Annotated in this window: 20 protein-coding genes; 2 read left to right on the top strand and 18 right to left on the bottom strand. The window is 43.4% G+C overall.

Going from position 1 to position 21,898, the window contains the following annotated elements; all coding sequences use genetic code 11:
* Window positions 1-19: 19 nt before the first annotated feature.
* From glnA to M4I42_RS10010, 5 genes are all read right to left on the bottom strand, one after another.
* Window positions 20-1,384: a type I glutamate--ammonia ligase gene (glnA, locus tag M4I42_RS10030; protein ID WP_268852035.1), complete on the bottom strand. Its 1,365-nt coding sequence runs from the start codon at window positions 1,382-1,384 to the stop codon at window positions 20-22.
* Between the two features lie 358 nt (window positions 1,385-1,742).
* Complete coding sequence (locus M4I42_RS10025) at window positions 1,743-2,126, bottom strand: gamma-glutamylcyclotransferase family protein (protein WP_268852034.1); 384 nt, start codon at window positions 2,124-2,126, stop codon at window positions 1,743-1,745.
* Between the two features lie 168 nt (window positions 2,127-2,294).
* Window positions 2,295-2,495: a cold-shock protein gene (locus M4I42_RS10020; protein WP_268852033.1), complete on the bottom strand. Its 201-nt coding sequence runs from the start codon at window positions 2,493-2,495 to the stop codon at window positions 2,295-2,297.
* A 401-nt stretch (window positions 2,496-2,896) separates the two neighbouring features.
* A complete protein-coding gene (locus M4I42_RS10015; protein ID WP_442864102.1) occupies window positions 2,897-3,883 on the bottom strand; it encodes a spore coat protein CotH in 987 nt (328 codons plus the stop codon).
* Between the two features lie 123 nt (window positions 3,884-4,006).
* On the bottom strand, window positions 4,007-4,564 hold the full coding sequence (locus M4I42_RS10010) for a thioredoxin family protein (RefSeq protein ID WP_268852032.1): 558 nt from the start codon (window positions 4,562-4,564) through the stop codon (window positions 4,007-4,009).
* A gap of 114 nt (window positions 4,565-4,678) precedes the next feature.
* Between M4I42_RS10010 and M4I42_RS10005 the strand changes: the two genes are divergently transcribed.
* Window positions 4,679-5,326, top strand: a complete 648-nt coding sequence (locus M4I42_RS10005; RefSeq protein ID WP_268852031.1) for an MOSC domain-containing protein — start codon at window positions 4,679-4,681, stop codon at window positions 5,324-5,326.
* Window positions 5,327-5,570: 244 nt separating this feature from the next.
* Here M4I42_RS10005 and M4I42_RS10000 read toward each other — a convergent pair whose 3' ends face one another.
* The 9 genes from M4I42_RS10000 to M4I42_RS09960 all read right to left on the bottom strand — a co-directional run bounded on the left by M4I42_RS10000 (window position 5,571) and on the right by M4I42_RS09960 (window position 16,664).
* The gene (locus tag M4I42_RS10000) at window positions 5,571-7,370 is read right to left on the bottom strand and encodes an ABC transporter ATP-binding protein (protein WP_268852030.1); all 1,800 of its coding nucleotides are present in this window, start codon (window positions 7,368-7,370) and stop codon (window positions 5,571-5,573) included.
* A complete protein-coding gene (locus M4I42_RS09995; protein WP_268852029.1) occupies window positions 7,351-9,090 on the bottom strand; it encodes an ABC transporter ATP-binding protein in 1,740 nt (579 codons plus the stop codon). Before M4I42_RS09995 ends, M4I42_RS10000 begins: the two co-directional genes overlap by 20 nt.
* Before the next feature lie 117 nt (window positions 9,091-9,207).
* Window positions 9,208-10,224: an alcohol dehydrogenase AdhP gene (gene adhP, locus M4I42_RS09990; RefSeq protein WP_268852028.1), complete on the bottom strand. Its 1,017-nt coding sequence runs from the start codon at window positions 10,222-10,224 to the stop codon at window positions 9,208-9,210.
* Window positions 10,225-10,348: 124 nt separating this feature from the next.
* Window positions 10,349-10,741 carry an STAS domain-containing protein gene (locus M4I42_RS09985; protein ID WP_268852027.1) on the bottom strand — a complete coding sequence of 131 codons (393 nt, stop codon included), beginning with the start codon at window positions 10,739-10,741 and terminating at the stop codon, window positions 10,349-10,351.
* A 4-nt stretch (window positions 10,742-10,745) separates the two neighbouring features.
* Window positions 10,746-11,165, bottom strand: coding sequence for an ATP-binding protein (locus M4I42_RS09980; protein ID WP_268852026.1), 420 nt, complete (start codon window positions 11,163-11,165; stop codon window positions 10,746-10,748).
* Window positions 11,166-11,175: 10 nt separating this feature from the next.
* Window positions 11,176-12,624 (bottom strand): SpoIIE family protein phosphatase, encoded by a 1,449-nt coding sequence (locus M4I42_RS09975; RefSeq protein WP_268852025.1) that lies wholly within the window; start codon window positions 12,622-12,624, stop codon window positions 11,176-11,178.
* Between the two features lie 95 nt (window positions 12,625-12,719).
* Entirely contained in the window at window positions 12,720-13,850 is a 1,131-nt protein-coding gene (locus M4I42_RS09970) for a GerAB/ArcD/ProY family transporter (RefSeq protein WP_268852024.1), read from the bottom strand.
* Between the two features lie 17 nt (window positions 13,851-13,867).
* Window positions 13,868-15,067: a Ger(x)C family spore germination protein gene (locus M4I42_RS09965; protein ID WP_442864103.1), complete on the bottom strand. Its 1,200-nt coding sequence runs from the start codon at window positions 15,065-15,067 to the stop codon at window positions 13,868-13,870.
* Window positions 15,063-16,664 (bottom strand): spore germination protein, encoded by a 1,602-nt coding sequence (locus M4I42_RS09960; protein ID WP_268852022.1) that lies wholly within the window; start codon window positions 16,662-16,664, stop codon window positions 15,063-15,065. Before M4I42_RS09960 ends, M4I42_RS09965 begins: the two co-directional genes overlap by 5 nt.
* A gap of 133 nt (window positions 16,665-16,797) precedes the next feature.
* On the opposite strand from M4I42_RS09960, the gene M4I42_RS09955 reads away from it, so the two are divergent.
* The gene (locus M4I42_RS09955) at window positions 16,798-17,016 is read left to right on the top strand and encodes a hypothetical protein (RefSeq protein WP_268852021.1); all 219 of its coding nucleotides are present in this window, start codon (window positions 16,798-16,800) and stop codon (window positions 17,014-17,016) included.
* Between the two features lie 32 nt (window positions 17,017-17,048).
* Here M4I42_RS09955 and M4I42_RS09950 read toward each other — a convergent pair whose 3' ends face one another.
* From M4I42_RS09950 to M4I42_RS09935, 4 genes are all read right to left on the bottom strand, one after another.
* Entirely contained in the window at window positions 17,049-19,151 is a 2,103-nt protein-coding gene (locus tag M4I42_RS09950) for a heavy metal translocating P-type ATPase (protein ID WP_268852020.1), read from the bottom strand.
* Window positions 19,141-19,503, bottom strand: a complete 363-nt coding sequence (locus tag M4I42_RS09945) for an ArsR/SmtB family transcription factor (RefSeq protein ID WP_268852019.1) — start codon at window positions 19,501-19,503, stop codon at window positions 19,141-19,143. Before M4I42_RS09945 ends, M4I42_RS09950 begins: the two co-directional genes overlap by 11 nt.
* 460 nt (window positions 19,504-19,963) lie before the next feature.
* Entirely contained in the window at window positions 19,964-20,608 is a 645-nt protein-coding gene (locus tag M4I42_RS09940) for an ABC transporter ATP-binding protein (RefSeq protein ID WP_268852018.1), read from the bottom strand.
* Between the two features lie 17 nt (window positions 20,609-20,625).
* Window positions 20,626-21,898: hypothetical protein (locus tag M4I42_RS09935; RefSeq protein ID WP_268852017.1), on the bottom strand; the 1,273-nt coding region annotated here is incomplete at its 5' end.

Raw genomic sequence — 21,898 nt, 5'->3', positions numbered from 1 at the left:
CGGGCGGTGCGCCCGTTTTTTAAAATTTTCCTTGGTATTGTTCAATTTCCCAAGCGTGTACAGCGGTGCGGTAGCTGTCCCATTCTGCTTTTTTCATTGCAACATATTCATTAAAGACGTGTTCGCCTAACGTGTCGCGACCAATCGTGCCAGCCTCTAATTCTTCGATTGCTTTTCCTAGGCTGCCCGGAAGGTTTTCAATGCCAAGCTCTGCCCGGCGCTCTTCGGACATATGGAAAATATCTTCATCAATTGGCGCTGGTGCTTGCAACCCGTTTTCGACTCCATCAAGCCCTGCAGCAGCGATAATGGCATATGCTAAATATGGGTTAGCGGATGGGTCTGGGCAACGAAGTTCGACGCGAGTAGCTACACCACGTTTTGCTGGAATACGAATCAACGCCGAACGGTTTGATGCCGACCAAGCGATATAGCATGGTGCCTCATATCCTGGCACAAGCCGTTTGTACGAGTTGACTAATGGGTTTGTCACCGCCGCAAAGCTTTTGACGTTTTTCAATAAGCCAGCGATAAATTGGTATGCCGTTTCCGAAAGTTGGTTTTCATCGCTTGGATCAAAGAACGCATTTTCGCCATCTTTAAATAACGACATGTTTACGTGCATGCCAGAACCGTTAATGCCAAATACCGGTTTCGGCATAAATGTCGCGTGAAGACCGTATTGGCTTGCGATCGTTTTTACCACCCATTTATACGTCGTTGCGTTGTCCGCTGCTCCTAACGCATCGGCATATTTAAAGTTAATTTCGTGTTGCCCTTCCGCTACTTCATGGTGTGATGCTTCGATCGTAAAGCCCATTGCTTTTAACGCGCGGTAAATGGCTAACCGAACGCGTTCCCCAAGGTCTTTTGGCGACGGTTCAAAATATCCGCCGTTATCTTGTGGCTCTGTTGTCGGATTTCCATTTTCGTCCGTTTTAAATAAGAAGAATTCTAGCTCTGGACCGACCGAAATCGTATACCCTTTTTGTGCGGCACGTTCAACTGTTTTTTTCAATACGTTACGCGGATCGCCTTCAAATAACGTGCCGTCGGGATTCGTGACCGAGCAAAGAAAGCGTGCTTCCGAATACCCTTCTTCTACTGTCCAAGGCAATACGGCAAACGTATTTAAGTCTGGAAGAAGGTAAAGGTCAGAACGGTTAATTGGCGAAAAGCCTTTGATCGAAGAACCATCGAACATGATTTTTCCTTCGACGACATCATCGAGCTGTTCCGCTGTTACCGTTACGTGCTTTAAAATTCCTTCAATGTCGACAAATTGCAAATGCAAAAGCTCGACATGTTTTTGTTTGATCGTTTCTTTAATTTGCTCAAGAACCGCTGTTTGATCGCTCGTTTGCGAAGCTAAAACTTTTGACATGTTACATAACCTCACATTCGTACGTTTAATTTTCTAACATGCTTTTATTATATTGAATCATTCTCGTTTTGACAATACTTTTTTATCAATCTTTTTGTATTTTTATAATTTTTCGATAAAACGCTTTCAACTCGCGTGTTATATGTGGTTAGAGGAAAAATGGAAGGAAGCGAAAGGAACCTCGCTTCTTAATAAATTTGTTTGTATATTTATACTTTTATATAAATAAAAAAACAATCTTTCAGTTTGTGGTGGGAGATATCGTCAAAATCGATGCCACTTGTTCCGTTTTTGCAAATGAACTTTTGAAATTTTTGTGGTCAACTAAAAAAGTGTCTGGTCCATCCCAAACACTTTTTCAGCGCATCTTCGTTCGGCGATGTTCTCGCCACGATCCCGATGCAATGAGCGGAAGGTGTGCCGCTTTTTCAGGAGTGTAGATGTATACATATCCTTCGATGTCTTGTTCGCAATCTTTGATCCACACCCGCTCATATTCGTTATTGGTGCCACCTTCCTCATAATCTTCCAACACATCCATTCGTCTTATTCCTTCTTCTGTCACTGTCAACCATTCGCCGACTACTTCTCCCTCTTCGTCAAGCACAAGCGCTGGATACGCTCCGACGTCATAAAGCCGCCCCTTTACTTTGCCAGGCTGCACATGCTGCAAATACGGTGCGGCAATATGATGATTCGCTTCCCCGACAAGCAACGTCCCATAAACAAATACACGATACATTTCTTTTCCCCCTCTCCCCTATACCATACCGAAAAACGCAAAACAATGGAAGCCCTACCTCTCATCCATCCTTACAGCTCCGAAGCTGCGCCAGTGAGAATCCCGTTTTTCTAACTCATAAAAAAAGTAGTTCTGCCAAAAGCAGAACCACTTTTCGTAACTGCACGTTTATCCTTTTCGGACGTTCGCCGCTTGCGGACCACGGTTTCCGTCGATAATGTCGAATGTCACTTTTTGGCCTTCTTCAAGCGTTTTAAATCCGTCGCCTTGGATCGCTGTGAAATGAACGAATACGTCGTTGCCGCCTTCCATTTCAATAAATCCAAATCCTTTTTCTGCATTAAACCATTTTACTGTACCTGTGTTCATTTGAATTCCTCCAAAACAAATTGAAAATTGACCATCCTTCATTACTCATTAAATAGAAAAATCGCGCCATCACGGTAAGGAAGGCTTGCTAAGAGGGCCTTCTCTTCCGATGAGGCGCGACTTACAACGATCCTTGATATAACGAACTGAATGGTACTTACTACATACTACACGATAAATTCCTAAAAGTCAATAGCGAATAGCTGCGGGATTTTGAAAAAAACTTAATAAACGCATTGTACGGACAGAAAAACTCACACATCTCCTCAATCGATATCTTTTTGCTCACCAATGCCACCACCTGCATGTATGTAGTCGTATTAAGATTATTTAAAAGCGTTATGATATGAAGGACATGAAGTTTGTTTTGGTGGTATGAGCATGTGGTATTGCTCTCTTTCTCATTTTAGCTTTTTCTTCGATTTTTTCGTCTTTTCATCGTACATTTTCGGATTCCTTTCTTTCTCTTTCGCCTCTTCTTTTTTCGCTTCTTTGTCTGCTTTTCCTTCCGCTTTCTGTTCTTCTTTCGTTGGCTGCCTACTTTGCTGTTCATTAGCCGCTTTGTCATTCACGGCTTGAAACGCTCCTTTCGGTCCACAGCTTATACTTTTAATGTGATTCGGATTCATTCGAATAATTTCATCCCGATTAACCACAGTATAATAGCCGCTTCCTCCTGAAACAAGGATTCCTTCGACTGCTTCTGGGCCTCCACGGTTAATCGAAACCCACGTATGCGTTAAATAATTAAATAAAGCGGAAAAGTTAGGTGTGTTCACGTACGATAAAATAGCCTGATCGTATGGCGACCCGTCAGCTGTTTTTTCAGTTGGCTGGTCGTCGGTTATTTCTTCCACTTTTGCTTCTTCCTTTGGTACTTCCGCTCCTTCCCCTGTGGTTTCTGCTGCTCCTTCCTTTTTCATTTGCACATAAATGCTTTTAATATGATGAAGATGATAAAAGACAACACCGTCATCTTCCGTAAACAAGACGATATGATCGTCATTTACCGCTAGTAACGCTCCTTGTTTCGACTCCGGTCCACCTTGATTGACTTTAATGTTATTGAAAACGAGACCGTTTAACAGTTCATAAAAACTGCTCGCTCGTACCGGTTCTATTGCTGCATTATTGGCAGAGAAGGACGGCATCGAATTGGCTTTGGCATTCTCGCTAATACTTTGGACGTGGTGCAACACATAATAAACGATAGAAGCTTCGTTTTCGTTCAAGAGAGCAAGGTAATCGGATTGAACATCCAATAGTTTCCCTGTCTTTGACTCAGGTCCCCCACGATAAACGGTGACGGTTCTCCCGATTAATGCCTTTAATTCATCGTTTGGCCGAGCAGACATCGAGTTTTCATACATGCCATATGACGACATCACAACACTCCTCCTTGTATTTTTATCCATAAGGGGGCATCCATACTGTATATATACGTATTCAGTGAAAAGAATGTACCTGCAACAGAAAAATAAAAAGGAGCTGACGCATGAAGTCAGCTCACGTTATTCTTTCCATTTGATACTGCAACCGATGCTCGGTTTTTGCGACTCCGGCACAGGGTTGCCGCTTAATAACGCATCTAATGCCGCGCGGATGGATGCGCCGGTAACCGGAATATTGTTGCCTGGTCTCGAATCATCCAATTGCCCACGGTATACGCACTTTAATTCCCGGTCAAACACGTAAAAATCCGGTGTGCACGCTGCTTGATACGCCTTTGCTACTTCTTGCGTTTCATCAAACAAATACGGGAACGGATACCCTAATTGTTCCGCTACTTTTTTCATGTTCTCCGGCGAATCGTCTGGATATTTTTCTACATCATTAGAATTGATCGCGACAAAAGTGACCCCTTTTGGCTGATAATCGTTAGCAAGGCGGACAAGCTCGTGCTGAACATGTTTCACAAACGGGCAATGATTACAAATAAACATAATCACGGTCGCAACGTCCGATTTTATTTCTTCCAACCGGACGATGTTGCCGTCGATGGCATTCATCAACGCAAAAGATGGCGCTTGTTTTCCTAATGGAAACATCGTTGATTCAACTGCTGGCATCACAAACACCCTTTCATTGTCAAAATTCTCACCTCCATTATAGACAATATGGTAGATTTTTGCACGTTTTCCGACTACAATCATGGTAAAGTGGAAACTCAAGGGGGGATGAACATGTCGAAAAAACCGTATATTGTTTCATTGAATGTCGGCCAACCAAAAACAGTGGTAATGGAAGAAATGGAGGTGACGACCGGTATTTATAAACAGCCCGTTGCTACTCCGCTTTGGCTCACCAAAACAAATTTTTTGGGCGACGGACAAGCTGATCTGATTCATCACGGCGGGCTAGATAAAGCCATCTGCGCGTATCCTTCCGAACATTTTATCGCTTGGGAACGGCTTTATGGTCGTCCGTTTATGGCCGGGTCATTTGGAGAAAATACGACTCTTTCTGGATTATTGGAAGAAGACGTTTGTGTCGGGGATATATTTGAAGTGGGAACAGCCGTTATTCAAGTATCGCAGCCGCGCCAACCGTGCTTTAAGCTGGCCAAACGGCACGGATTAAACGATTTGCCGCTCAAAGTACAGGAAACCGGCTACACCGGCTTTTATTTTCGCGTATTACAAGAAGGAAGTGTGCAGCGCGGTGATTCGTTCACATTAATCGAGCGGAGCGCCCGACCTTTCTCCATTCGCTATATCAACCATATTTATTATGTGGAAAAAACGAATAAAGAAGCGATGAGCGAAATTATTGCTGAGCCGGCTTTGTCGGAAGATTGGCGTCGCTCATTTCTGAAACGAATGGAGCAGTAAGAAAAGCGCAAAGCGCCCGCCTATCGGCGAAGATCGCACAAGCCCCATCGAGGAGGCTCAGCCCAAGCAAAGCTTGGGCTTGCGTGGGATATTTCAAAGAAGTGAATTCAGCGTGTCGCCGCCGAAAGAAGGGGCGGAGCGACTCGAGCCGATGGCGCTTGAAGCTAGACAGCTCCCCAGACCCGAAATTTTATACTTTCTTACCATTATAAAAAAAGACTTGTGCGATTGTTCGTACAAGTCTTTACATCACTTCTTGTGTAAACTGGCGATGGTACAACTCATAATAAAACCCATTTTCTTTTAATAATGAATCGTGCGTCCCTTGTTCGACAACCGTTCCTTCGCGGAGGACGAGAATGCGGTCTGCGTGTTGAACCGTGTTTAACCGATGGGCAATGACAAAACATGTCCGATTGTTCATTAGCCGCGCTAGCGCCTCTTGAATGGCCAGTTCGGTCACTGTATCAATGTTGCTTGTTGCTTCATCTAAAATTAAAATCGCCGGGCGGGCAATCATCGCTCTAGCAATAGCAAGCAATTGTTTCTGACCTTGACTAATGCCGCCCCCATCTTGTTGCAACACCGTATCATACCCGTTCGGTAGTTTCATAATGAACGAATGCGCATTTGCCCATTTTGCCGCTTCCACCACCTCTTCGTCCGTCGCATCTAGCCGGCCGTACCGAATGTTTTCGCGAATCGTTCCTTGAAATAAAAATACGTCCTGCAAAACAAATGCCATCTGCCGGCGCAAACTCGCCCGTTTGATTTGGCGAACATCATAGCCGTCGATCAAAATCTGCCCTTGATCGGGATCATAAAATCGCGTCAATAGTTGAATGATCGTCGTTTTTCCCACACCTGTCGGACCGACGAGTGCGACGGTTTCCCCTCGCGCAACCGAAAAACTGACATGGCGAACTGCATCTTGCTTTTGATCATATGAAAAAGAAACGTCCTGAAATTCAACTTCTCCACGAATAGTCGGTAAATGAATCGCTTCTTGTTCATCATCCTCTTCTTTTCTTTCATCTAATATATCAAATACCCGTTCAGCCCCCGCTAGAGCGGATAATAGTGTATTCCATTGGTTGGCAAGATCGTTTAACGGACGCGTAAATTGTCTAGCATATTCAGTGAAAATAACAATCACACCGATGGAAACCATCCCTTTGAACGCAAAAATTCCGCCGACACCGGCAATGAGGGAGAAACTTAAGTTGTTTAACACGTTCATCAGCTTTGGAATGAATCCCGAATACGTCTGCGCCCAAAAGCCCGATTGTTTTAATTGTTCGTTTTTCTGCAAAAATCGATCAATCATTGCCCTCTCCTGCGAAAATAGTTTCACGACTTTTTGTCCGGAGAGCACTTCTTCGATCAATCCATTCAACTCGCCTAAATTTTGTTGTTGCTCGCGAAATCGTTTTTGCGTTTGATTCGTAATCCATCTCATGCCGCCAAACATCATCGGCACAATGAGGAGGGTCACTGCTGTCAAAAGCGGACTTAACGAAAGCATAACCACAATCGCGCCGATCAAGGTAAGCGCACTAGAGACGACTTGAATGACGGTGCTGTTGAACGTTTGGCTCATATTGTCAATATCGTTCGTCAGCCGGCTCATTAGTTCCCCTGATTGTCGGCGAGTGAAAAAGGAAATCGGTAATTGGTGAAAGTGTTGAAACAGCTGTGTACGAAGTGAATACACCGTTTTTTGTGCGATGCCAATCATCCAATAGTTTTGGAGAAAAAGCGACAGTGAAAGCGCAAGGTAAATCAATAAAAGCGCGCTAACAAGAGCGGCAAACCCGTGTGCTTGCTTTGTGACGATATACCTATCGATCGCTTTCCCAACGAGATACGGACCAAGAAGGCTGAGCCCAGAGCTAGCCATCACTAATACAATCACAAATACTAATCCGACTTTCTGGTCCGAAAGAAACGTCCATATCCGCTTCAACGTTTGTATATTTTCTTTGGCGGTTCGCTTCGTTTCTTTTGATATCGCTACCATTTTGCTATGTCGCGGCTTTAACATCGCTAAGCCCCTTCTTTCCAAGCTGTGATTCCACCATTTTGCGATACAGTCCATTTGTGTTTAGTAGCTGTTGATGCGTCCCTTTCGCCAATAAATTCCCATCTTTTAACAAAAGGATCATATCGGCTTCCATCGCTGTCGATATTTTTTGTGTGACGATAAGTGTTGTGCAGGCGTACGCTTTTAACGCTTGCAGAAGACGTGCTTCCGTTTTGACGTCAAGCGCGCTTGTACTATCGTCTAATAATAAAATTTTCGGTTGACGGATAAGCACACGGGCGATCGACACCCGCTGTTTTTGCCCGCCTGACAAAGTGACGCCTTTTTGCCCGACAACAGTGTCATACTGTTGCGGAAAGGTCATAATCGTATCGTGAATTTGCGCATCTTTCGCGGCCCGGACCATCTCCGCTTCCGGAACGGTATCCATTCCGAAGCAAATGTTATCGCGGATCGTTCCAGAAAACAGCAACAGATCTTGCGGAACGAAACCAATGGCTGCGCGCAGTTGTGCTTGCTTCCACTGGCGAATATCGATTCCGTCGATTTGAATCATTCCTTCCGTGACATCGTATAGCCGCGGAATCAACTGTAATAACGACGACTTTCCTGCTCCGGTTTCTCCTAAAATTGCCACCGTTTCTTGGGCGCGAATGGAAAACGAAACGTCTTGCAGGACAAACGATTCACTTCCAGGATAGCGAAACGAAACATGCTCAAATTGAATCTCCCCTCGCTCGATGGCCGCTTCACCCGCTCCCGCTTCGTCCGTCACATCAACCGTTGTTGCGAATATTTCCGCAATTCGCCGTCCTGAGGCTCTCGCCCGTGAGAAAGCCATCGTCACAAATGTGAAAATCGATAAAGCCGCCGTCATGCGTGTCGTGTAGTTAATGACAGCGACGACCTCTCCGGCCTTCACCGTACCGGTTTGGATTTCACTTCGTCCAATGAACAAAATGACAACAATAGCTGCGTTCATAAAAAATAGTAAAACAGGCGTGATCGTTTCCAGAAATCGTGATACCGTCATCGTTCGTGCCATCAATGCCTCATTTTCTTGTGTGAATCGATGTTGTTCGTATGTACTGCGGACCAACGCTTTAATAAGTCGCATGTTAGCGATATTTTCTCGCATGATACTGTTGACGCGGTCAAGCGTTTGCTGGACACGGGAAAATAGCGTTGCCGCCTTCTGCATCATCCAAATTAAAAAAAGAAGCAGCAGTGGCACGAGCACCATGAGGATGAGCGCGAGTTTCGCTTGCACAACAAGCGCCATTATCACCCCAAAAATAATGAGTAGCGGTGCCCGCAACATAATTCGTAAACTCATAAATACCATATTTTGCATTTGGGTTACATCGTTCGTCATTCGTGTAATAAGGGAAGCGGTTGAAAATTGCTCGAAATGAGATAAGGAAAACGACTGGATTTTTTCAAATAAATGTTTTCGTAAGCTGAATCCATACTGTTGCCCGACATATGCCGCCACAAACGAGTTGGCAATTCCAGCGGCAAATGCGAGCAGTGAAATAGCGATCATCACTGCTCCCCATTTCCAAATGAGCGGCAAATTATTTTTCATGACACCATCGTCAATGATTTTTGCCATAAGCAGCGGTTGCCAAAGCTCTACAGCTAACTCAATGAACATAAAGCACCAAGCCAAGCCCATCCATTTTCTATACGGTTTTAAATAGGCAAGCACATACCGCATTGTTTTTCCCACCCTTCCCTGATGTCTTTCATTTTACATCGGGGGGAGCGTGTTTTACAATTTTTGTGCTTAAACATAAAAAGGATGCCCCGTCGCACGAGACATCCTAGTCATCTATTATTCTTCTAACGTTAAAACAACACGACCGTTAATTTGTCCTTTTAACATGCGGTCGAACACGTCGTTAATTTTTTCAAGCGGTTGCACTTCGATGATTGTTTTTACTTTTCCTTCTGCCGCAAATTGAAGCGCTTCTTGCAAATCTTTTCTCGTACCAACGATCGATCCGATCACTTTTACACCGTTTAAGACGGTATCGAAGATCGGGATCGGCATTTCTTCTGGTGGCAATCCGACAAGCACGCACGCACCGCCGCGGCGAAGCGCTTTATATGCCGATTCAAACGCTGGTTTAGATACAGCAGTTACAACGGTTGCATGCACGCCACCGACTTTCTCTTTCATAAATTGCGCGGCATCTTCTTTGAGCGGGTTCACAACAAGATCAGCCCCGAGTTCTTTCGCCAATTCGAGTTTTCCATCGCCTAAATCGACCGCAACGACGTGAAGCCCCATCGCTTTTGCGTACTGTACTGCAACGTGACCTAAGCCGCCAATTCCGTAAATCGCCACCCACTCTCCTGGTTTGGCACCGGTTACTTTTAACGCTTTATATGTAGTCACGCCTGCACAGAAAATCGGAGCAGCTTCTTCAAACGATAAGTTATCCGGAATTTTCACGACATAATCGGCAGCTGCGCGGCAATACTCTGCATATCCCCCATCTACCGAATAACCAGCGTTCAATTGGTTTTCACATAATGTTTCTTGCCCACTTAAACAATATTCGCAATGGCCGCAAGCAGAGTAAAGCCAAGGAATTCCTACGCGGTCCCCTACTTTTAAATGTGTGACGCCTGGCCCCACTTCTTCCACGACTCCGACGCCTTCATGTCCCGGGATGAGCGGAAGTTTCGGTTTCACAGGCCAATCGCCATGCGCTGCGTGCAAATCGGTGTGGCATACGCCGCACGCTTTAATGCGCACAAGCACTTCACCGTAGGAAATGGATGGTTTTTCGATCTCTTTTACTTCGAGTGGTGCTTTGAATTCGTTAACAACAGCTGCTTTCATCGTTTTCCCTCCCATTATTTATAAGAAACATCTTGCTCACCTTTTATCATAGTCGTCTTAGCAACAAGGAAAAAGAGGGAAATTGCAGCCTTCAAAAAACTGTCAAAAAGATATGACAAAATGGTTAACCGTTTACTGTCTCAAAATACTGCTGTCTTGATAACCATCGTACGGCGTCTCGTTCTGTTTTAACAAAGACAAACAGTTTATCGAATTTGGCGATCGTGAAAAGCTTTTCGATCGTTTCGTTGTCAGAAACGACAAAAATAAATGTCTTTTGCTTGTCCGTTTCTTGTTTAAGTAGATAAACAAACACGGAAAGACCGGTGCTATCCATAAACGTTAATTCGCTAACATCCCACAAATAAACGTCTTTCGTCGCGCGCTTAAATATCTCAATGAGCGTTTGTTTGGCGGCTTGCTGTGTGCTATATACTAACTTTCCTTTCAGTGAAATTTTTTCATAAAAAGTTGTGGAGGTTGCTTCAATACGAATCGTTGGCATATTTCCCTTCATCGTTTCATCTCCTCATTTTCATCCCGAGTGCATACGTTCCGTTTTCTAACGGCTCGACCCATATGTCATCCATCAATTCTCTCATCAATAGAAGACCGCGCCCTGATTCCTCCAACAATACATCTTCTAACTGTTTTGTTCGCCTATTTTCGATCGCTTGCACCGGAAGGCTATTGGCACTATCGGAAACGAAAATAGTTACTTCCTCTTTCCCAACACGTACAAACAGAGTAAGCGTGTTATCGTCGTGTTCTCTGCATAGCTTTCGCACTGCTTCGATCGAGTTAATGATCGCTTCGTGAACAGATAAAACGAGCGCTGGTCGGTCTAGAACGGCGAAAAAAGAGGAGAGAGAATCGATGAATAGATCGCAAAACTCGATCGCTTCTGCATTTGCTGGGCAGCGAAGCACCATCTCGTACATTGCCTTGCACCTACCATCCTTGAATCGTAATAGAAAGCAAGCAAATATCATCCGCGGGATGGGGTTGACGCACATGGTGGTCAACGAGTAGTCGCAAAAACTGCTGATCTGGTAAATTATGATAATTTTTTAAAAAATGACGGATTTTCGTAATGCTCGTTAAAATGGATGAATCGATTTCGTCTAAAATGCCATCGGTGTACAAAAACAACCTCGTTCGTTTGTTAAAATGAACAACCCCTTTTTCAAACGGAACAGAAAACGGACTTCCAATCGCAAGACCGCCTTTATCTAACTCAATCATTTCTCCGTTATCTGTCAGCATCAGCCCAAACGGATGTCCAGCGTTGATATATTCAATTTTTTGTTGTTTCATATCAACGACTAAATAAATCATAGAAAAAAGATAATGCATGTCTAGTTCTCTTTCAGGAAACAAATTTTGCAAATGTTTTTCCAATTCCAATGCAACAGAAACGGGGTCTACCACCCGGAGGATTAATCCTCTTAACAACGAGCGCAATGACATACTCACCAGGGAGGAAGAAAGGCCGTGGCCTATGACATCAATGATCATCATTCCGAAGCGGTGGTCGTCAATTTGATAACACGCATAAAGATCGCCCGATAATTCTTCCGACGGAATGTAAATGGCATCCATCGTAATCGTGTCATGTTGAATGACAGGCGTTAACACGCTTTGTTGAATTTTTTTCGCCAGCTCTAGCTGCTTTCGATGTTCTAACTCTTTTTGCCTCACTTTAGTAATGTCACTGATCATAGCGATATATCCTGTGATTGCTCCACCGGAAGAAATCGCGAGCGCCGAACATGCTATATGAACTACGGTTCCGTCTTTTCGCTTGGCGGTACATTCAAACCGTAGCGGATCGCCTTGTGCCGTTTGTTGAAACATGCTCAGCATATAACTTGGATGACATTGTAATAACGAAAACAACGGCTGATCGATGATTTCTTCTTTTTTCCACCCAAATAGTTGCTCCGCCGCTTCGTTCCAATGTCGGACATTCATCTCGACGTCAAGCTTAATAATCGCTACCGTCGACGCTTTATAAACCGCCTCGACGATGCACTCTGCTTCCGGCACGTCCACAAACTGCCAAACGTATAACATCCCCTTTTTCCTTTCACACCATACCGAATCGACCGTGACTTGTTTCCGATGGTAGGTTCCATTCGGTAAAACCATCCGAATTTCCCCTTTCCACCCTTTATACGTTTGAACATGAGCCCATATTGCTTCATAATTCAACGTAAGCGACGGATGGGTGAGCAAAGCTCGGAACGACTGACCGACAACTTGTTCGTGTGTATAGCCCGTTGCCGTTAAAATTCGTTCGCTAACAGCGATAATCATTCCAGCATCGTTTGTAATCACAACTCCTTCTTGCGTATAAACGTTAGACAGCTTTTCAACCACTTTCAACTCTACTTCCACTTGTTTTCAACCCTTTTTATTATTAATATTTGGATCGTAACCATCGTTAAAAAGATGAAATATTCCCCCTTTTCAAAATACTCTATTTATATATTCTAGCCTCGCTTGCTTTTTTCCTGCTTTGTAAAAAAGAAGCGTGATGACCGATGGCGAATAGCCGCCACTATAAGCAGCAACAAGGGAAGTACGATTTGTAATGGAACATGCATATATACGGTCACAATATTTAATCCTTCTTTAATATGCTCCGAAAAATTGCTGGCAATAGCAATCGACAGCAACAACACAGAAAGGCCAAGCGGATACACAAGACGTTGATGTTCTTTCACTCGGAATAAATCGGCTGTGCCGATCACTCCAGCATAAAAAAAGAGGCTAATCTTGAAAAAACCGCCAACGACTAATGCAATCATAAATAGTACATCCAACCGCTCTAAAAAATTAGCCACCCGAATTTCCTGGATGGTATTTAAAAGAGGGAAAGTGGAGCGTGAAACGGTATCCGCTCCCAATACCGCAATATTCGTTGCCATCATGACCGCCAAATTGATTCCGCTAAGAAACATAGAGAGACAACCGACTATTTTCGCTTTTTCAGGTTGATGGATATACGGAAAGAGCATCGTAAATACGACCATTTCGCCAAACGGAACATACAACGTTTGCGTAAACACCACTTTGAATACTCGCTTCCATCCTTCCTCGAGAACCGGCTGCAACCGGTGAACATCTATTAAACCTGCCATCATTACAAGCGCCAACCCTAAAAACGCCGTCAAATAAAGCGAAAAGAAAAATAATTCACCTGTTCGCGCTAACACTTCAATTCCTTTATAGGTGGCATACATAACCGTTATCATCATCACAGCATTTAAAATGAATAACGGTGTTTCGGGATAGGCAAACGTCAACAAAAGCTCACCAAAGTCGCGTAACACGCGGGCTGCAATATATAAAAAATAGAGGACGTATATAAGCGCAATCCCTTTCCCGAAAAATGGACCTACAATTTGCTGACTATATGAAGTAAGCGGAACCGCAGGATAATATGTAAAAAGACGGTAATAAACAAGAAACAACATCCCCCCGAAAACCATGCCACATAAAATCGCAATCCATACATCTTGCCTAGCGTCGACCCCGAGGGGAATAACCATGGCGCTTCCATGCTCGAATAAAATGGCTAGCATAAATAATTGACGAGCGCTTAATCGGGCTTGTTCCATTTCGTTTCACCGCCTTTTCATTGAAAATATGGTTTGTTTCGCAATCCTGTCCGGCGAACAAAAGCATCTACCTTTATGCTGATGGGAAGATGGGGAAAATATTGTTCGTCCCATACTCGCTGCATCTGTTTCCATTCCTTAGGATATGTACGATGTATGATTTCTCCAAATCCAAAAATATCGCTTTTTTCTCGTTGAGCGTGCCGAATGGCTTTTTGTACTTCTTTTTGTATTTCGTTTCGTATCTTTTTTTCAAGTGTTGCTATTTGCGTCGGGTTCGTTAAATCGATGGGAGCGAGCGTCTCCCCTACATCACCCTCCGCTTCAATCACGACAGAAATCACCGGATTTCCTTTGCTCATCTTAGCCGTCACTTCCGTTTTGGATCGCACCACCTTATATGAAACGGCTTCTTTTTTTTCTTTCCAACCGATATTAAGAGCTGTTTGATGAATTTTATTGAGAATCCATAAAACACCGCGCGCCTCTTCTCCCCCCATCCAACTTACAAGTTTTCCCTTTTTAAAAACAGCTAATGCTTCTGCGCGAAGCCTAGCATACGGATCAATCGACTGAACGTTTTTTGTCTTCTTCCCAGTTTCTCTATTTCCGTCTAAACGAAAACCGCTCATCACTACTTCTTTTCCAGCAAGAGAGAGGCTCTCAATTACCTCTCCGGCATGGACATTGAGATTTTCTCCCCATACTTTTTCGGTCATTTCCAATGTCTTAATGATTTGATTAGCCGGAATTTTATCGATTGGCGTAAGCACGGACAACAGTTCTTCTGCTGTTCGTCCACGAGCTACAATGACACTGGCCGTCGTTCGGAATTGCGGATTTCGCTCAATCGCATCAAATATCTCCGTAATTCCGTCCCTCGCTAACTCTTCGCCAATGACAACAAGATTCGTATGGGCATAGTATGTAAGCCTAGATATTTTTTTAGAAGCTTTGCGGCTCGCTTCTACTAACGTATCGCCAGTCGAAGTGTACAAAGTAACTGGAAGACCGCTGCTTCCCCCACCCCTTTGCGTAGCCCCGGCAACATTTCCTGGATTGACGACTTGAAGTGTCAACACGTATTTTCCGTCTTTTTTATCTACTCCTACCGCAATAACAAAAGCTAAATCCGTTAATTCTTTTTTGCTCCAACAGCCGGAAAGAAGCATCATATGAACAAGCGTCACAACAAGAAAAAGACTCCTGCGTTTAATGGTTATCCCCTTCTTTCTCCGGTTGATTAGGCGGTTTTGGACGCTGATCGTTTCCTTGCCGCACCATATTTGTCTGATTGATTAAGCGCGGCCGCTCTGTTAATGCCCACATCGGAAATCGTACTAACGTATCACGGATATTGCTTAGAATTAGCGGTGCAAGCGGCGACATATACGGCACTCCAAACGAACGGAGGCTACATAAATGAAGTGTCATCAAAACTATGCCGATCAAAATGCCGTAAAATCCGAATAACGCCGCTAAAACCATAAGTAAAAAACGAATTAAACGCGCCGAAATCGCAATGGCAAATGATGGTGTGGCAAAACTAGCAATCGCCGTAATGGATACAACAATAACCATGGCAGAAGAAACAAAGCCTGCCTCAACTGTTGCCTGGCCGATGACAAGAGCACCGACGATAGAAACGGCTTGGCCCACTGCGCGCGGAAGCCGCACCCCCGCTTCCCGCAAAATTTCAAAGGTTACTTCCATCATCAACGCCTCCACAAAAGCGGGGAATGGGACAGACTCGCGCTGAGCCGCAATAGCGATGACGAGTTGAGTCGGAATCATTTCTTGATGAAATGTTGTCGCTGCAATATAAACGGACGGAGCTACAAGGGAGATGAAAAAAACTAACACTCGCAAAAATCGCAGCGCTGTGGCAATATCGAAGCGGGCATAATAATCTTCGACCACTTGAAAAAACTGGATAAATACTGTCGGCGCTATTAACACAAACGGCGTTCCTTCTACAAAAATAGCGATGCGGCCTTCTAATAAATTTGCCGCTACACTATCTGGTCGCTCTGTATGATAGACTGTCGGGAAAGTAGTAAACGTCTGGTCTTCAATTAGTTGCTCGATATAGCCGGATTCAAGAATTCCATCAATACGAATACGCTGCAAACGTCTTCGAACTTCCTCAACAATTTCATCGCTAGCGATTCCTTTTATATACATGATCGATACATTTGTTTGTGTCACTTCACCAATCGTAATCGCTTCTAGCCATAGATGAGGATTTTGAATGCGACGACGAACCATTGCGACATTCGTTGCCAAAGATTCCGTAAATCCTTCCCGTGGTCCGCGGATCGACAGTTGTGTGACCGGTTCTTCAATCGCCCTGCGTTCTCCACCTTTTGCCTCCACACTTAACGCTTCCGGAACTCCATCAATCAAAAGAATAACCTCTCCGGACATCAGTGCTAAAAATAGCTCGCTCCACCGTTTGATTCGTTTCATCTTGCCAGCGGCCGCGATTTTCTGTTCGATATAAACCAATGCTTCCTCTCGACAATAAGAAGACGGGACCGTTAGTTGAACGACGGATTCCAGCAAAAATTGATGAATCATCTCTTCATCGACAATCCCGCTTACAAAGAGGAGCGCTGCTGGAATCCCTTCTTCTTTTCCCAGCAAAAACCGGCGAATGACGACATCGACGCTGTTTCCCGTCGTATTCCGGACCGTCTCGATATTTCGCTGCAATTCACTTTCTACTGTTCTGTTAATTCCATTTTTTTCCTGACCGCTTTGTTCGTTTCTTTTAGTCGTCTTTTTTAGTTGCTTCTTCCATTGAAACCACATTTTTCTCCCCCATTCACTATTGCTATTTGTTAGGATGAGCAATCATGTTGCAGGTTATACAAATACCCATGAATAAAAATGGAGACAAAGAAAAAGGATAAAAAAAATTTGTTTGTCGGGAGTGGAGAGATCTATGAAGTTTATGGCTATTTCATTCCTCATTCCTATCTTGCTTGTCGGCATCGCTATTATCATGAATTTGTTATTAGGAATGGATATATATCGATCTGTGATCGATATTTTTAACCCGTTCAAAGTGATGGAACCGATGGAAATGGGTATCCTTTTTTTTGTTATCGGATTGTGGGGAGTGGAAGTGTGTGTTCATTGGTTTCGGAAGAAAACAAATTAACCCCCTTGCCTTTATCGCAAGGGGGGTTGACGTCAAACCCGCATTAGTCGCAATGAATTAAATAAAACGATTAACGTCGCGCCCATGTCGGCGAAAATGGCCATCCATAATGTGAGCCAACCTGGAACGATAAAAATGAGCGCAAGCAGTTTTAATAGAAAAGCTACGGCGATGTTTTGTTGAATGATTCGTAACGTCCGACGGCTCAGTCGAATCGCATACGGAAGCTGTTGCAGATCATCCGCCATTAACACGACATCCGCAGTTTCTAGCGCAACATCGGTGCCGTTTCTCCCCATCGCAATGCCAACATCCGCAGCCGCCAAGGCGGGGGCATCGTTCACTCCATCGCCCGCCATAGCGATTCGCCCGTATTGCTGTTTCATTTCTTTGATGATATGGAGCTTATCTTCTGGAAGCAATTCCGCCCGGACTTCGGTGATGCCAGCCGCTTTCCCGATCGCGTTCGCTGTCGCTTGATTGTCGCCCGTAACCATGACGATGTCCGTTACCCCGGCAGCGCGCAATTGTTGGACAACAGACGCCACTTGTTCGCGCACTTGGTCCGAAATGGCGATTACACCGAAAACTTGTTCCGTATCCCCGACAACGACAACCGTTTTTCCTTCTTGTTGAAGTGCTTGAATGACGTCACGAACGTCTTGCGATAATAGATGGTCGGAAAATAATGCAGGGCTGCCAACATAATAGGTTTCTCCGTTGACGGTAGCGGTGATCCCTTTTCCCGTCATCGAGCGGAAGTTGGTAACGTCGAAATTGTCAAGCGGCAATGCTTTCTCTTTCGCCTTTCGTACAATCGCCGCAGCGAGCGGATGTTGCGAATATTTTTCCATGCATGCCGAAAGGTGCAACAGCTCCTCCTCGCTTCGTCCGTGAAATGTACGAATATCGGTGACTTCTGGCATTCCTTTCGTCAACGTTCCTGTTTTATCAAAAGCAATCGCTTGAAGCCGACCTAACGTTTCTAAATAGACGCCGCCTTTAATCAACACGCCAATCCGTGCTGCTCGACCGATGGCGGTCACAATGGCCACCGGCGTGCTAATGACGAGAGCACACGGACAACCGACTACTAATACCGCTAACCCACGATAAATCCACGTTTTCCAATCCTCTGAAAACAATAATGGTGGCAAAATGGAAACAAGCGCTGCAATCGCCATAATTGCCGGCGTATAATAGCGGGCGAACCGGTCGACAAACTGCTGCGATGGAGCCCGTTCCGCTTGCGCTTCTTCGACGAGATGAATAATTTTCACAATCGTTGAATCACCCACTCGCTTTGTCACACGCACTTCTAGCGCTCCTTCTTCATTCAATGTTCCCGCATACACGTCATCGCCGACCGTTTTATACACCGGTAGCGACTCCCCTGTAATCGCGGCTTCGTTAACGGAAGAAGCGCCGTTGACGACAACCCCATCCGCTGCTATTTTTTGGCCTGGCTTAACGACGATGATATCATTGACTTGCAAATTGTCGACATCCACTTCATATTCTCGATTGCCTCGTCGCACAAGCGCTTTTTTCGGTGCAAGATCCATTAAATGGCGAATCGAGCGGCGTGCCCGCTCCATCGAGTATCGCTCAAGAGCCTCGCTAACCGCAAATAAAAACACCACAACGGCGCCTTCTTTCCATTCCCCGATAAGCGCAGCTCCAATGATGGCAATTGTCATGAGCGTTTTCATATCAAACTGAAGACGTCCTAAATTCGCTAGCCCTGCTCGAAATAAATCATACCCACCGATGACAATCGCCAAGGCGAACATGACAGTCACTAGTCCGTGCTGCTCGCCTTTAACAAACGAAATGAGGTAGCCAATCACAAGAAAAACAGCGGAAATGAACGCAAGAACATTCGCCCGTTTTTTCCAAAAGGGAACGTGCGGTACTTCCTTCCGCTCATGTTCTGGAATGACATGAATCCCATCAAACGCCCCTGCTTTTTCTAATTGGTCAAGCGTCGCCGTGCCAACGACCGTTAATTTCGCCGCCCCGAAGTTGACATACGCCTCTTCCACCGTTTCAATCGCTTTCACATTTTTTTCGAATTGCGCGGCACAATTCGCACAAGAAAGCCCTTGAAGCCGATATACTTGTTTATTCTCCATCGTTTTTCAACTCCTTTGCGTGTACGAGCGCTATCGATACAAGCTGATGCACATGCTCGTCTTGTAACGAGTAGAACACAAGCTTTCCTTCTTTCCGATGTTTCGCCAGCCCGATATCGCGAAGAAAGCGCAAATGATGAGAAGCTGTGGCCACTGTCGACCCGATAATATTGGCGACATCACACACACACAACTCTTCTTCTAACGTCAATGCATAAATAATCTTTAACCGCGTACTGTCCGCAAGCGCTTTAAACAGCTGCTGTACTCCCTGTAAGTCTTCCATTTGCCCTTTTAGCGCACGCACTTTCTCTTCATCGACACAAACAACTTCACACATATCTTTTGCCATCTTCTCACCTTCTATATTCAAATGTTTGTTTGAATATAGTATATGTAACTGTCTGAATTTATGTCAATATATTCAAATGAAAATTTGAATAAAAAAAGTGCCCCTTGATGGGACACCACCTTTTTGATTTTTTCTTTTATTACAGTTCTGTAAATTAGCATATTATTTCCAAAATAGCTATTTTTTCAAATTCAAACGGTTTTTTGCGCGTTAATCCAGCAAAAATCTGGAGTATTGTGCAAATTTCCTCCCTTCTGTTTACAGAAAAACCTTTTGGTGGCTTGACATGGAGTCTCTGCGGATATGTTTTCTAGCGAAAGGGGCGAACAGGAGCCCTTGTTTCACAAGGCACCCAGCCTAACATGTCCGCCATTCCATGTAAAGCCCGCATTCCCATTTTTTGTGATTATATGACAATCTAAAATAATTAGCTGATATGCAAAACAAATAATTTGCAAATTTACAACAGTTCAACATGTTCTAGTTTATGCTTATTGATGCGAAACACGTGGTCACAAAGAATATTAATATCTTCCTGATTGTGACTTGTAAGTAAAATTGTACGCCCTTCATTCTTGAAAGATAGTAATAGATTTCGAATCCTATCTACGCTTTCTGCATCCAAAGCATTGAATGGTTCATCTAGTATAAGTATTTGTTGATCTTCCATAATTGCTTGAGCAATAGCTAATTTCTGCTTCATACCTAAAGAGTAATGCTTAACCTTTTGTTTGGCTTTCGGTTGCAATCCAACGATCTCCATTGTTTCGAAAATCTTATCATCGCTGATTTTCCCTCTGATCATTGCTAGTTCCTTTAAATTTTGAAACCCGGTTTTATTCGCAATATAACCTGGACGATCTATGATAATACCGATATTTTCTGGGAATCTTTTACTTTTTCCTATCTCTACCCCATCAACAATAATTGTTCCTTCATCTGGGAACACAAATCCACATATCATCTTGAATAAAACGGATTTGCCAGAACCATTCGGTCCTACAATGCCATATATTTTTCCTTTTTCTACATTCAAGTCAACACCTTCAAAAAGAGTTAATCCCTTATAAGCTTTACTTACGTTTTTTAACGAAATAATAGACATGCTTTCATCCCACCTATTTAGATTTTTAAACTTTGTTTAAACAGGTAATTAACTACAAAAAATGTAATGGTGTTCATTATAATTAGAATGAATGTTAAGTGATACGGTGAATAATCTGCTAAGTAAACAATACCATTCAGTCCCACTGGTATTATACCTACCACATTAACACCTGGGAGCATTAGAATAATGAACAAGCTCACTAAAAGCACACCATATATCGACTCCTTGCTTATCCAAGAAACAATAAAAATCAAGATTATATAAAAAACAATTTGTAAGAAACCATTGATAAAGAAGTGATAGATAACCTCATATAACGGATTCGAAAGTACTGTCACATAAAAGTCGGTATTCGCTCCAAAACAAACAGCTAACGCTAGAGAAAGCCCCATCAATATGAATAGAAAGAAAATGGTTACCATTAATAATTCCTGCATCCAACTCCAAAACCATTTTTTTAAACTCCTAAAGCGAATAATTTTATAGTGACCTAGTTGCTCAATCTCATTGCTTAGAAAAAGCAATTGAACCAAATAAATGAATCCAAAGAATACTATTAAATAAAAGAAAAAAGGAATATACGAGAAACGTTCAGCACTAACACCAATAAAAGACATCGCCCAAACATCCCAAATGGTTACATCAGTAGATTTGGTCAATGATTGAGCTGTTGCGCTTATACCTACTATGCACAGAAAAAAATAAATCACAATCGGTATGTATGACTTTATTGATTGAATATATGCTGTTTTGTTTACATCCAAAACTTGCAAAAATAAGATGCCAAACATGAAAAATACAATTATAACAACATAGCTTAAGATTGGGGAACCGAAAGTATTAACTCCCTTGGCAATTGAAAAAAAAGTTGTCGGTGACAGAAAAGCAACTTCCCTAGGTAATAACTTGAATCCCATAATGTTTCCAAGAAAAAACATTAAACTAATGAAAAGCATGAAATACTTGCTTTTCGTTAATACATATACAGTCGCGAAAACTATATGTAACAACGAAAATATTAACATTAATAAAATCAACTGAGCTGCGAATGCAGATATTGGTGTCTCAAAGAATTTTACGAGCTCATAAATAGTATTGGTAAAATGTTTTGTGTTGCTAAGTTGACTCCAATCCCATGAATAAGGAAAGCCAATCGTCATAAACAGTGATGCAAACACCCATAAGAGCAATAAAGGAGAAATTCTTATCCAAAAGTGTTTAATAGAATTGTACACCCATTTTTTGAATGATCCTAAACGAATTAAAATTTGGTAATCAAAATTCATA

The organism is Anoxybacillus sp. J5B_2022 (genome assembly GCF_026847645.1).
GTDB lineage: Bacteria > Bacillota > Bacilli > Bacillales > Anoxybacillaceae > Anoxybacteroides.
This window is presented reverse-complemented; position numbering and strand designations above follow the sequence as displayed.